Genomic DNA, 12,187 nt, shown 5'->3' with positions numbered 1-12,187 from the left:
TCGCGGAACGTCTGGATGATGGTGGCAGAGGCGTGGATGCCAGTGCAAGCATGGCCCGCGCCCTGCACAACTCCGGAGCTTTTTTGCAGATCGGCGGAAACTGGTGCGCTTCCAGCCCGGATCAGTGTGTTTCTCCGGAGTTGTGCGAGGCGGCGAGCTGCCAGATCAGTCGTCGGCGTCGACCGCGATCGGCCGGTTCTCGTAATACGTCTGCAGCACCACGGTCGTGTGCGTACTGACGTTCGCCGTCAGGCGGATGCCGTTCACGAGCTGCTCCAGCGCACGCGGTGAGGCAACGCGGACGAAGAGCATGTAGCTGGCGTTGCCGGCGATCGAATGGCACGCCTCGATCTCGGCGAGGTGTTCGAGGAGCTCGGGAGCGTTATCGGGCTGACCGGGATCGAGCGGAGTGATCTCGATGAATGCCGACAGCGGCTTGCCGAGCGCCTCGGCATCGAGGAGCGGACGGTAACCCGCGATCACGCCGCGGGATTCGAGCCTGCGCAGGCGGCTCTGCACCGCCGACGTCGACAGACCGACCGCTTCGGACAGCTGAGCGAGCGTCGCCCGGGCATCGCGGGAGATCTCGATGATGATCTGGCGGTCGACAACATCTTCCATAGGTGGAAGAATATCTGCATAGTTACCGTTTCACCGGATATTTTCCGTGATGTCTGCAATCGGAGGCACCGATGCCCACTACTCCCCCTCAGCTCGCTGCCCGACCCCTGAGCACGTCGCCCGTCGAACCCGAGGTCGTGGAAGACGCTGCCATGGCCGAGTCGAGCGCGGCCTGGCGGATGCTGAAGGATGCCGCGATCGCGATCCGCGAGTTGCAGGTAAAGGACGGGTCGATCCCTTCCGCCGATGTCCACACCGATGCGCGTACGCATGTCGCCGCAATCGTCGCCGGCATCCGCGCCCTGGCTCCTGCTTTCCCGCACGATGCCGAGTACCTCGCAGCATCCGTCCGTGACTTCGAGCGCTGGGAGGCAGAGGGATTCGGCGTTCCCGACTTTCTCGATTCGCTGGTGGCTTTCCAGCCGCAGCAGCATCGTGTCGACGGCATCCGGCATCTCGTTGTCTTTCCGATGTACACGCAGAACGGGTCATCCGATCGCCTGGTGGAGGCGCTCATCGTCGAGGCCATCTGGCCGGAGTTCATCGCCGAGCTCGAGGCCGGTGACTACGGGAACAAGCTGTTCGTCTCGCTGCGGCTGATCGATTTCACCCCCGGTTACGACACGAACTCCGCCGTGCTGTTCCCCGAGACCGTCGCGATGCGGGAGATTCCGTCGTTCACGTGGGGCGCGATCTTCCAGGACCGCGAGGCTGCCCGCTACCGGCGCGTGGTGCGCGCAGCATCCGAGATCACGAAGCTCGATCTGCCGGACGCTGCCGCGCGGATGCTGGATGACCAGGACCTCACCGAGAAGACGTTCGTGATGTGGGACATCATCCACGACCGCACGCACATGCGCGGGGATCTGCCGTTTGACCCGTTCATGATCAAGCAGCGGATGCCGTACTTCCTGTACTCGCTCGAAGAGCTGCGTTGCGACCTGACCGCGTTCCGGGAGTCGGTGGCGATCGAAAAGCGGCTCACTGCACGTTCGGCTGCTGAGCCTGTCGAAGCACTGTCGAATACCGAGCAGGAGATGCTCGAGCACGCCGGGCTCGTCCAGTACGCGGTGATCTTCGACCGGATCTTCCGCTTCGCGATCACCGGCTCGCGCGTCCGCAACTACGACGGACTCGGCGGACAGCTGCTGTTCGCATGGCTGCACCAGCGCGGGGTGCTGCACTGGACCGACACTCAGTTGACATTCGACTGGGACGGCGTGCCGGATGCCGTGATCGCCCTGAGCGATGCCATTGATGAGCTGTACTGGCGATCGATCGACCGTCCGAAGAAGGCGCACTGGCTGGCTGCCTACTCCCTGGTGCGCTCGGCGCTCACGCCGAATCCTGCGTCTGTCTGGGCTCGCGGCCTGTCGGATGAGGTGCTCGCCGGACTCCCCAAGGGCTACACCGATGCGGTGCTGGACGATGAGTTCCCGCTGTCGATGTTCTTCGAGGCGCTGGAGAAGAAGATGAGGCCCGTGATCGAATCGACCGCGGGGATTCGGGGGACGGACGGATGAGCGTGCACGTTCTTCGGAGATGTGCAGCTTCTTCGGATCGTTCCGGGGAGTTCGTCCGAAATAAGCGCACTTCTCCGAAGTTGACGCTCGAGCTCGGCCCGGTGAGCGGGCGATGAGTGCGACAGCCGCGCGCCTCGCTCGCAGATCAGCCACAATTTCGCAGGTTTCCGCCCCACACGTGCGAGGAACGAGAGCTTCTGCGAAATTCGTGCTCGATCAAGACGAGCCGTGCGAGCGATGACCGAGGAGGGACGGACGGTCGTGCTCGCGGGAGGGACGAGTGCCGCGGGCATCGCGGTCACGCGGGCGCTGGTCGCGGCGGGCGCCCACGTCGTGGCGACGGGGCGCTCGGAGTCGAGGCTCGCCGACGCGCGGGATGCTGGAGCCGAGACCGTCGTCGCCGATGCGACCTCGCTCGCCGAAATGACGGCTTTGGCTGAGCGTCTCGGCACTGTCGACGGGGTGATCTCGCTGGTCGGAGGGTGGCGCGGTGGCGGCGGGCTGGCCGGGCAGAGCGATGCGGACTTCGCAGCTCTCCTGCCGGCGCTCGAAGCTGTACGGGCAACATCGCGCGCCTTCGACGCCGCGCTGCAGACATCCGATGCCGGACGCTTCGCGATCGTGTCGTCGGTCGCCGTCGCGCGACCGCTCGCCGGGGGTGCGAACTACGCCACGGTGAAAGCTGCCAGCGAGGCATGGGCTCGCGCGGTTGCGCAGGGGTTCGCGAAGACGGCCCGGGATGCCGGCGAGCCGCTGCGCGCAGCATCCGTCGTCTTCCGGGTGAAAGCACTCGACCCGGAGGTGCTCGCGCCCGCCGTCGTCGGACTCTGGGACGCCCCCGCCGCCGAGCTCAACGACCGCGTGATCGATCTGAGCTGACCCGCGCGCGCGCGTCGCGCTGCTCATTTCTGCCCGCGCTGCAGAAGTTTCAGCCGCGCGGGCAGATAACAGCAGCGCGACGCAGATAACAGCAGCGCGACGCAGGGAACAACAGCGCGAGTACAGAACTGTAGCTGCGCGTCGCACGGAGCTGAGCTCGCGCGCGCGTCGCGCTGCTCATTTCTGCCCGCGCTGCAGAAGTTTCAGCCGCGCGGGCAGATAACAGCAGCGCGACGACAGCGACTACAGGAGCGCGGACGGGGAACAGCAGCGCGGGCAGAGAACAGCAGCGCGACGACAGCGACCACAGCAGTGCGACGCGGGGAACAGCAGCGCGAGGCGATCAGAGGTCGAGGCGCACAACGACGCGGCGGGTCGTCGGCCGGGAGACTTCGCGGAATCCCGCTGCACGGAACGGGGCGACCGGTCCGACGCTCATCTCGTCCCCGGTGGTCTTTGCACCGTGTGTGAGCATCGGGTACCCCTCGACCGCCGCTGCGCCGCCGAGCCGCGCGTGTTCGACCGCTCCCTCAACGAGGGCATAGGTCACACCCCGGCCACGGAATCCGCGCCGCACGACCAGGCACGCGATCGCCCAGACCGAGTCGTCGTCCGGGTTTTCGCTGCGGCCCTTCCACGGCACCGGCGATCCACGCAGGCGCCCATAGACGCCGCGGCGGTCGACCGCGCACCACCCGACGGGCTCGCTCTCGAGGTAGGCGACGACCCCGATCGTCTCCTCCGCACGAGGATCATCGCAGTGCACTTCGCTCTCGAACAGGGCCATCCGCCCCTCGACCGGCATGTCCCACCAGTCGTGATCGCCCAGCCGCTGCCGCTCGCACTGGCATCGTCCCGCAGCTCCGGTGAGGATCGACTGCAGGTCATCCCACGACGCCTCGTTCGCCGGGACGACGCGGAACGGGACGGCTTGTCTCACTGCGCCACCTCGCTGTTCACGTGCTGCTCCGGCGCCCGCTCGTACAGCTTCGTGAGCGTCCGGTAGGAGCGGGTGAAGAACGCCAGCGTCGTGGCGACGACCATGAAGAGGCCGGCGACCAGGCATACCAGCGCGATCCCGCGGGCTTCTCCCTCGCCGAGCAGCCACCCCCACTGGTGCTGCCCCTGGGCACTATCCATGTACGGGATGATGAGGAATTCGGCGAGCGGCGCGATGAGGAAAGCAGTGATCGGAGCAGCGCTCGCTTCGAACGCCGCAGCCGTTCCGAACACGCGTCCCTGTCGCGCGAACGGCACCACCTTCTGGATCACCGTCTGCTCAGCCGCTTCAACGGGCGGCACGAGCATCATGTAGAACCAGATCCCGACGACGTACAACGGCCACCACTCGCGCAGCATGAACACCGCGCCGAGGAGGCCCATCGCAATGACGACGAGCAGCATCGTGCGCACCGGCCTCTTGCCGAGGCCGAACTTGGCCACCAGCGCACCGCCGATGAGGAAGCCTGTCGATCCGAACGCGAGCGCAATGCCCCACATCTGCGCATCGAACAGCGTCAGTCCATAGGGGTCCATCAGCGCCATGTAGACGCCGCCGATGAGGTTGTTGAACGTCGAGAAGATGATGAGCGCGAACAGCCCCGGAGCGAGCCGGATCGCCTGCACGCTGCCGCGGAAATCGAAGGAACCGGATGAATTCGGATCGGGTACCGGCTCGGCCTCCGGAATCCGGATGAACAGCAGGTGGACGAAGCTTACCCCCATGAAGACGATCGCGATGATCAACGTCCATCCCATGCCGAGGAACCCGATGGACAGTCCGGAGAAGACGCTGGTGACGAGGAACGCGATGCCCTGCACCGTGCCGACGAGCCCATTGGCATTGGCCCGCTTCTCCTCATCGATGAGAAGCGTCACCGTCGTCGACAGCGCGATATTGCGCAGCTGCTCGATCACGCCGCCGAACAGGATGACGGCTGCGAACAGCCAGAACCAGGGTGCACCGAGGTCGAGCAGCTGATCTTCGGTGAAGAAGAGATAGAGGACGCCAGCAACGCCGAATGCCACCGCCGAGACGACACTCGACAGCAACATCACCGCGTGCTTTCGATGCCGGTCAACGACGGTGCCGAACATCATCGCAAAGACGGCGACGAGGAGCATATACGCGCCGCCGATGATTCCTGTGGCGAGCACAGACTGGGTCTGGATATACACCCAGAACGTCAGTGCAAACCAGAGAAAGCTCGTCGTCACATTGGCGATGAGCGTGTTGATCAGGACGCCTGCGAACGCCCGCCGTGCCGCGGTTCGCTCCATGCCAAAAAGACTAGCTTCGGGCTCGGACATTGCACATAGGCTATTGAGGTGAGCACCCTTCATGACCCCGCGATCCGGGGATTCGCATCGGACAACTACTCCGGCATCCACCCCGAAGTTCTCGCGGCGATCGCCGCCGCGAACGACGGCCACCAGATCGCCTACGGCGAGGACCTCTACAGCGAGCGCCTGCAAGAGGTCTTCCGCGGTCACCTCGGTGACGGCATCCAGGCCTTCCCCGTCTTCAACGGCACCGGCGCGAATGTCGTTGGTCTGCAGTCGATGCTCCCCCGGTGGGGCGCCGTCATCACGGCATCCACGGCGCACATCAACGTCGACGAAGGCGGTGCGCCCGAGCGCATCGGCGGCATGAAGCTGCTCACCGTTCCCACCGACGACGGCAAGCTCACCCCCGAACTCGTCGACCGCGAGGCCTGGGGATGGGGCGATGAGCACCGAGCCCAGCCGCTCGTCGTCTCGATCACGCAGTCCACCGAACTCGGCACGCTCTACACGCCGTCGGAGATCCGCGCCCTCGCCGATCATGCCCATGGCCACGGCATGCACCTGCATTTGGATGGGGCGCGCATCTCCAATGCCGCAGCCGCTCTCGACGTGCCGCTTCGCGCATTCACCCGGGATGCCGGTGTCGACGTGCTCAGCTTCGGCGGCACGAAGAATGGTGCCATGCTCGGTGAAGCCGTCGTCGTGCTGAATCCCGAAGCATCCACCGGCCTCATCTACGGGCGCAAGTACAACATGCAACTGGCATCCAAGATGCGTTTCGTCTCGGCGCAGCTCATCGCATTGCTCGAGGGCGACCTGTGGCTGCGCAATGCGCGCCACTCGAACGCGATGGCTGCGCGACTGCGCGCCGGAATCGAGGCGGGACTCGCTGACGGCACGATCCGCGGAGTTTCGTTCACCCAGCCGACTCAGGTCAACGGTGTCTTCGCGACGCTCCCCGAGGGTGTCGCTGATGAGTTGCGCAAGGCGTTCCGCTTCTACGACTGGGATGCTGCGCGCCGCGAGGTCCGCTGGATGTGCAGCTTCGACACCCAGGAGTCCGACGTCGACGCGTTCATCGCCGAGATCGCCCGGCTGACCACCGCCTGACGCGGCGCGTTCGCGCGGGCGCCGTGCTCGCCGGGGCCGCGCGCTCGCCCGGGGCCCGCGCGCTCGCCGACGCCCCCTCCCGTCACCGAGGCCCCTCCGTATTTGCGTAAATACGGAGGGGCATCGGTGCGCAGAGGGGGCCTCGGCGAACCGCCCGAGATTCATTCATTTGAATATATCCCTCCTCGCTCTGTTGTAACGAGTGCACGGCCCGGCGCACGCCGGGTCGATCCCACAAGGAAAGAGGAGATCATGACTCGTTTCGACGGACGCGTCGCCCTGGTCACGGGTGGCGCCAGCGGAATCGGCAAGGCGACATCGCAGCGCATCGCATCCGAAGGCGGAGCGGTCGTGATCGCCGACGTGCAGGATGACCTCGGCGCACAGGTCGTCGCAGAGATCGAGAAGGACGGCGGCAAGGCCCTGTTCGTCCACCTCGACGTCACCAGCGAAGATGGGTGGGCGGATGCCGTCGCCAAGACGGTCGACGCATTCGGCGGGCTCGACATCCTCGTGAACAACGCCGGCATCGGCGACACCGAACCTCTCGAGATCACCTCTCTCGCGACCTGGGACAAGGTCGTCGCCGTCACTCAGACCAGCGTCTTCCTCGGCATGAAGGCTGCAGCCGAGGCCCTCAAGAAGAGCGGCAACGGCTCGGTCGTCAACACCAGCTCGATGTACGGCATCGTCGGCTCGGGCGTCAGCCCCGCCTATCACGCAGCCAAGGGCGCCGTGCGCCTGCTCACGAAGACCACGGCACTGGGATGGGCGAAGGAGGGCGTGCGGGTCAACTCCGTGCACCCCGGATTCATCGACACCCCGATCCTCGGCGACACCGACCGTGCCGGGCTCATCGCCGGAACCCCGGTGGGGCGCCTCGGCAAGCCCGAGGAGATCGCAGCGATGATCACCTTCCTCGCCAGCGATGACGCGAGCTTCGCCACCGGCGGCGAGTTCGTGGTCGACGGCGGCTACACCGCAGGCTGACCCGGCGCGCTTGATCTGGCGCCGAGGCCCCCTCGCGTCACCGAGGCCCCTCCGTATTTACGTGAGTACGGAGGGGCCTCGACGCGCAGAGGGGGCCTCGGCGGATGCAACCGGGCGGGCCGGGCGGGCGGGGCGCGCGGGGCGCCGCGCGGGCAGGCGGGGCGGGCGGGCGAACCTAGCGGAGCAGGCCGAGAGTCGCGAGAGCGGTGCGGATCAGGGTGCCGCGGCCGCCTTCCATCTCGGCTGCGACGGCATCGGATGCCGCCTCCTCCGGAGCGAACCAGGTGACCTCGAGCGCGTCCTGACGGGGCTCGCAGGTCCCGGTGACCGGCACGACGAATGCGAGCGAGACAGCGTGCTGGCGCTCATCGTGGTACGCACTGAGCCCGGGCATCGGGAAGTACTCGGCCACCGTGAACGGCAAAGGCTGCGGTGGAAGCAGCGGGAACGCCATCGGCCCCAGGTCGTTCTCGATGTGCCGGAACAGCGCATCGCGGATCGTCTCGCCGAACCGCACGCGCCCCGACACGATCGTGCGGGTCATCTCACCGAGCGGTGTGGAACGAAGCAGGATGCCGACCTCGGTGACCTGCCCGGTGCCATCTGTGCGCACGGGGATCGCTTCGACGTACAGCATCGGCATTCGGCGCCGGGCCTCGGCAAGCTCGACCTCGCTCAGCCAGGCCGGATTGTTCGCGTCGGAGGGAAGCTCGTTGAACTGCGAGAGGTCATCGCCCTCGTCATTGGGATCTGGATCTGGTGTGCGCACCGCCATGCTCTATTTCTACCAGTGTCGGTCGTCGCTGGCAGGATGGGCATGTGAGTAACTCTCTGACGATCGATGCGGATGCCACCCGGTGGGCTCCCGCAGAACGCGACGGCCTGCCCCTCTTGGTGATGCTGCACGGCTACGGCTCCGATGAGAACGATCTCTTCGGGCTGCGGCCGTTCCTGCCCGAGGGCATCGCAGTGGCATCCGTCGCAGCTCCCCTGTCGCCGCCGTGGCCGGCGCCCGGCCGCTCCTGGTATCCGATTGAAGAGGTGAATGGCCGGCATCCCGACGGCGTGACCGATGCCGCGCAGGCGCTCCTGCGCTGGTTGGATGCCGAGGCTGCCGATGCCCCGAAAGTCGCCCTGCTCGGTTTCTCGCAGGGCGCCGCTGTCTCCCTGCAAGCGATGAGATTGGATGCTGCGCGCTTCGGCGCGATCGTCGCACTCAGCGGCTACGCCACACCGGGAGAACTGCAGGATGATGAGGACCTGCGCGTCTCGCGGCCGCGGGTGTTCTGGGGTCGCGGCACGAACGACGACGTCATCCCTCAGCCGCTGGTCGACCACACGGCGCAGTGGCTGCCCGACCATTCCGAGCTCACTGGCCGCGTCTACCCCGGGCTCACGCACAGCGTCTCGGAGGACGAGTTGCAGGACGTGCGGGTATTCCTGGAGAAGTGGCGCGACGACTCAGACGTCTGAATTGGGGTCTGGCGCACCCACCCCGTCCGGCGTCTCATCGTCCGCCCGGGGCCCGCGCCGACGGCCGACCGACCCGATGGCGATCGCGAAGACGACGCCGATCGCCACCCCGATCGCAATTCCGAGTGCCATGTTGTCCAGCGCGGAGCCCGTGGCAACGCCTACGCCCATGCCGATCGCGATCCCCGCACCCCAGCTGAGACGCTGGCGCATCTCGTTGCCACTCATCTGATCATTGGCCATGACTCCACGGTACGGGGCGGTGAGGCGCACAGCATCCGCCTCACGACGGACATCGCGACACGCCCGACTGTTGACGCAAGCGACACGCCCGGGTAGCGTCGACGAGTCCTGTTCGCCGTGTTGGGAAGTTCCTTGATCTGAGTCGGTGCCTCCGCGCCCATCTTTCCGCGCGCTGACACGACCCTTCCTACTACGGCTTTCGCCTCCGCCTTTCTGGCGCTTTTCGGCGACCGGTGTCAGTGCACCCGCACATCTCCGGAGACACCCATGTCAACACCGACCACACCTGCATCGGTCACTCTCGACCGCCTCACCTTCACCTGGCCGGACGGCTCCACCGCTCTCGGCGGAATCTCGGGCGCCTTCAGCGCCGGACGCACCGGCCTCGTCGGCCGCAACGGCTCAGGCAAGTCCACGCTGCTTCGCCTCATCGCCGGGGACCTCGAGCCCACGTCGGGCGTCGTGCACACCACGGGCGATGTCACCTATCTCCCGCAGCAGTTGACTCTCGATGTCGATCGCCGCGTCACCGAGCTCCTCGGCGTTGCGGAAGCGCTCAACGCTGTGCGCGCTATCGAGTCCGGCGATGTCGACCCCACGCACTTCGACGCGGTCGGCAACGACTGGGACATCGAGGCTCGCGCCGAAGCATCCCTCGCCGAGGCGGGTCTTGACCCGTCGTTCCTCGACCGCACCGTCGGCGAGTTGTCCGGCGGCGAAGCTGTGCTGGTCGCGATCGCCGGCATCCGCCTTCGACGTGCGCCGCTCACGCTGCTCGACGAACCGACGAACAATCTCGACCGCGATGCACGCGCGAGACTCGCCGACATGGTGCGGTCGTGGAAGGGCACGCTCATCGTCGTCAGCCACGACGTCGCACTCCTCGAGCTGATGGATGCTACCGCCGAGCTCTACGCCCACGCGCTGAGCGTCTTCGGTGGCCCGTACTCCGCGTGGCGCGCCTGGCTGGATGCCGAACAGGATGCCGCACGGCAGCACGAGCGCGATGCGAAGCAGTCGCTGAAGAAGGAGAAGCGCCAGCGCATCGAGGCCGAGACGAAACTGGCCGGGCGTGCCCAGATGGGACGCAAGGCCTTTCTTGAGAAACGCGTGCCGAAGATCGTCGCGAACGGACGAAAAATGGCCGCGCAGGTATCTGCCGGGCGGCTGCGCACCGAGGTTGCGGAGAAGGAGGCGGAAGCACGCAGCGCCCTCGACGCGGCCGGACGCCGCGTTCGCGGAGATGCGTCGATGAATATCGAGCTGCCCGACCCCGATGTCTCCCGAAGCCGGCGCATCGCGACTCTCGGTGACAGTGAGCGCGAGTGGGTGATCCAGGGGCCGGAGCGGGTCGCGCTGATCGGTCGCAACGGCGTCGGCAAGACGACGCTGTTGCGGCAGTTGGTGGCCTCCGGTGTTCACAAGTCCTCAGAAACGGGACGCACCGGGCGAGAATCTTCCACTCCACCCGATTCGGACGAGTTGATGAGGAGTTGTGAATCGAAGCTCACGGCGCACGCCCACACGGACCGCATCGGATACCTGCCGCAGCGGATCGATGGCCTCGACGAGTCGCGCTCGGTGATCGAGAACGTCACACTGGCAGCGCCCGAGATTCCGGAAAAAGAGCTGCGCAACCGGCTGGCGCGCTTCCTCATCCGCGGCGACGCGACAGATCGGCCGGTCGGCACGCTCTCCGGTGGGGAGCGGTTCCGCACGGCGCTGGCAACGCTGCTTCTGGCCGACCCTGCACCCCACCTCGTGGTGCTCGACGAACCGACGAACAATCTCGACCTCGACACCGTCGATCAGGTCATTGAAGCGCTGCGCGCCTATCGCGGAGCCGTCCTGATCGTCAGCCATGACGATGCGTTCCTCGCCCGGCTCGATCTCGATTTCGCCCTCGAACTCGACGCGGACGGGAGGCTGAGCGAGATCGCCGTCAGACCGTAGCCCGGCTGCTGCGCATCGCCTTCGTGTGATTGAGGGTGGGGTCTGCGGCGAGCGCCGCGTACTCGTCCGAGTCGCGCGGCACGATTGCGACGCGTCCCTCGGCGTCGTGGTGCGTCCCCCAGCCATATCGCTTGCCGAGGGGCGACGAACGCAGACACGGCTGCCCCTTCGAGAAGAACTCCGCCCTGGCATCCGCGTCATTCGAGTCGATCCCCTTGCGCAACGCATGAGTCTCGAAGATCACATCGTCGGAGGTGAGCTCGTACGGGCGCTCGGAGATCAGCCGGTAGTGCAGCGCGGCGATCGACAGGTTCTCAGCGATCGGCGGCTCGGCGCCATGATCGATCGGACAGTCCTCCGATACCTCGATGAAAGTGCTCTGGTAGTTCGTCGTGTGCTCAGCCATGACACCACCATTCACCAGCCCGCCGACATTGTCGAGAGTGCGGATCAGATCAGAGCTTTCGTAGCCAGTCATGTTCGGGCAGCGTGCGCTCGAGCGCGGCACGCAGCCAGCCGCGACGATACTCATCGAGGAACGGGAGCGTCGCGTCGAAGTCGGCATCGTCCTTCGGCCGCTGACCTTTGGATTTGTAGAGCAGCTGGATCTCGGGCTGGAGATAACGGACACCGTCCTTCGACCAAAGGGCGTCGGCCATCGGCATCCGGATCGTCTGATCGCGTTTGTAGATCCACTCCGTGGTCGATCCCGGGCTGAGCAGGATGTCGTACTCCCACGGGTGGGCCGCGTCCGGCCGGGTCCACACCTGTCCACTGCCCTCGAGCAGCACCTCGTCCGCGGACGCATCCGGGCGGTCTTCCGAAAGCAGCGGCTTCAGTGCGCCGGAGGATGCCGTCCAGATATGCAGTCTCCCGGCGAGGTGGCGGCGCAGGAGCGGGAGCTCGTCGCGCAGCACGGACGGATCGATGTCTTCGTGGTGACGCCTCACCCCGGTGAACGCCTCGAGCGCCCACCCGCCGGCGATCCACCAGGTTCCCGGGTAGTCCGCGAACAGCCTCGCCACGTCATCGGGTGTCCGGGGTTCCCAGACTCCGTAGACCTTCTCGAACTCCGCGTCATCCATGGTCATCGACGATATCGCGGCCCG

General features: G+C 66.3%; 13 protein-coding genes. 6 read left to right on the top strand and 7 right to left on the bottom strand.

Translation table 11 applies throughout. The features are described 5' to 3' along the window. Window positions 1–165 precede the first annotated feature (165 nt). Window positions 166–621 (bottom strand): Lrp/AsnC family transcriptional regulator, encoded by a 456-nt coding sequence (locus ACTIAO_RS08165; protein WP_441905791.1) that lies wholly within the window; start codon window positions 619–621, stop codon window positions 166–168. A gap of 71 nt (window positions 622–692) precedes the next feature. Here ACTIAO_RS08165 and ACTIAO_RS08160 point away from each other — a divergent pair, with 71 nt between their 5' ends. Continuing rightward, window positions 693–2,144, top strand: coding sequence for a DUF6421 family protein (locus ACTIAO_RS08160; protein WP_441905790.1), 1,452 nt, complete (start codon window positions 693–695; stop codon window positions 2,142–2,144). Between the two features lie 237 nt (window positions 2,145–2,381). Continuing rightward, the gene (locus tag ACTIAO_RS08155) at window positions 2,382–3,023 is read left to right on the top strand and encodes an SDR family oxidoreductase (RefSeq protein ID WP_441905789.1); all 642 of its coding nucleotides are present in this window, start codon (window positions 2,382–2,384) and stop codon (window positions 3,021–3,023) included. 343 nt (window positions 3,024–3,366) lie between these two features. Here ACTIAO_RS08155 and ACTIAO_RS08150 read toward each other — a convergent pair whose 3' ends face one another. Together ACTIAO_RS08150 and ACTIAO_RS08145 are read right to left on the bottom strand one after the other, a co-directional pair. Beyond that, complete coding sequence (locus tag ACTIAO_RS08150) at window positions 3,367–3,963, bottom strand: GNAT family N-acetyltransferase (RefSeq protein WP_441905788.1); 597 nt, start codon at window positions 3,961–3,963, stop codon at window positions 3,367–3,369. Then, window positions 3,960–5,303, bottom strand: a complete 1,344-nt coding sequence (locus tag ACTIAO_RS08145) for an MFS transporter (RefSeq protein WP_441905787.1) — start codon at window positions 5,301–5,303, stop codon at window positions 3,960–3,962. Before ACTIAO_RS08145 ends, ACTIAO_RS08150 begins: the two co-directional genes overlap by 4 nt. A 48-nt stretch (window positions 5,304–5,351) precedes the next feature. Here ACTIAO_RS08145 and ACTIAO_RS08140 point away from each other — a divergent pair, with 48 nt between their 5' ends. Both ACTIAO_RS08140 and ACTIAO_RS08135 read left to right on the top strand, forming a co-directional pair. Then, window positions 5,352–6,419 carry a threonine aldolase family protein gene (locus ACTIAO_RS08140; protein ID WP_441905786.1) on the top strand — a complete coding sequence of 356 codons (1,068 nt, stop codon included), beginning with the start codon at window positions 5,352–5,354 and terminating at the stop codon, window positions 6,417–6,419. Between the two features lie 252 nt (window positions 6,420–6,671). Continuing rightward, a complete protein-coding gene (locus tag ACTIAO_RS08135) occupies window positions 6,672–7,409 on the top strand; it encodes an SDR family NAD(P)-dependent oxidoreductase (protein ID WP_441905785.1) in 738 nt (245 codons plus the stop codon). Between the two features lie 175 nt (window positions 7,410–7,584). Here the strand turns inward: ACTIAO_RS08135 and ACTIAO_RS08130 are convergent, their stop codons facing one another. Continuing rightward, a complete protein-coding gene (locus ACTIAO_RS08130) occupies window positions 7,585–8,184 on the bottom strand; it encodes a DUF4916 domain-containing protein (protein ID WP_441905784.1) in 600 nt (199 codons plus the stop codon). A 44-nt stretch (window positions 8,185–8,228) separates the two neighbouring features. Between ACTIAO_RS08130 and ACTIAO_RS08125 the strand changes: the two genes are divergently transcribed. Further along, window positions 8,229–8,882: an alpha/beta hydrolase gene (locus tag ACTIAO_RS08125; RefSeq protein WP_441905783.1), complete on the top strand. Its 654-nt coding sequence runs from the start codon at window positions 8,229–8,231 to the stop codon at window positions 8,880–8,882. Here the strand turns inward: ACTIAO_RS08125 and ACTIAO_RS08120 are convergent. Further along, on the bottom strand, window positions 8,871–9,125 hold the full coding sequence (locus ACTIAO_RS08120) for a hypothetical protein (protein WP_441905782.1): 255 nt from the start codon (window positions 9,123–9,125) through the stop codon (window positions 8,871–8,873). The genes ACTIAO_RS08125 and ACTIAO_RS08120 overlap by 12 nt on opposite strands. A 267-nt stretch (window positions 9,126–9,392) precedes the next feature. Here ACTIAO_RS08120 and ACTIAO_RS08115 point away from each other — a divergent pair, with 267 nt between their 5' ends. Continuing rightward, the gene (locus tag ACTIAO_RS08115) at window positions 9,393–11,078 is read left to right on the top strand and encodes an ABC-F family ATP-binding cassette domain-containing protein (protein ID WP_441905781.1); all 1,686 of its coding nucleotides are present in this window, start codon (window positions 9,393–9,395) and stop codon (window positions 11,076–11,078) included. Here the strand turns inward: ACTIAO_RS08115 and ACTIAO_RS08110 are convergent. Together ACTIAO_RS08110 and ACTIAO_RS08105 are read right to left on the bottom strand one after the other, a co-directional pair. After that, on the bottom strand, window positions 11,068–11,556 hold the full coding sequence (locus ACTIAO_RS08110; protein WP_441905780.1) for a DUF6157 family protein: 489 nt from the start codon (window positions 11,554–11,556) through the stop codon (window positions 11,068–11,070). The two genes, ACTIAO_RS08115 and ACTIAO_RS08110, sit on opposite strands and share 11 nt — an antisense overlap. Beyond that, window positions 11,534–12,163 carry a hypothetical protein gene (locus ACTIAO_RS08105; protein ID WP_441905779.1) on the bottom strand — a complete coding sequence of 210 codons (630 nt, stop codon included), beginning with the start codon at window positions 12,161–12,163 and terminating at the stop codon, window positions 11,534–11,536. Before ACTIAO_RS08105 ends, ACTIAO_RS08110 begins: the two co-directional genes overlap by 23 nt. Window positions 12,164–12,187: the final 24 nt, after the last annotated feature.

The organism is Microbacterium sp., assembly GCF_052099035.1.
GTDB lineage: Bacteria > Actinomycetota > Actinomycetes > Actinomycetales > Microbacteriaceae > Microbacterium.
Note: the sequence above shows the minus strand (reverse complement) of the source record. Positions and strands in the feature narration are given on the sequence as shown.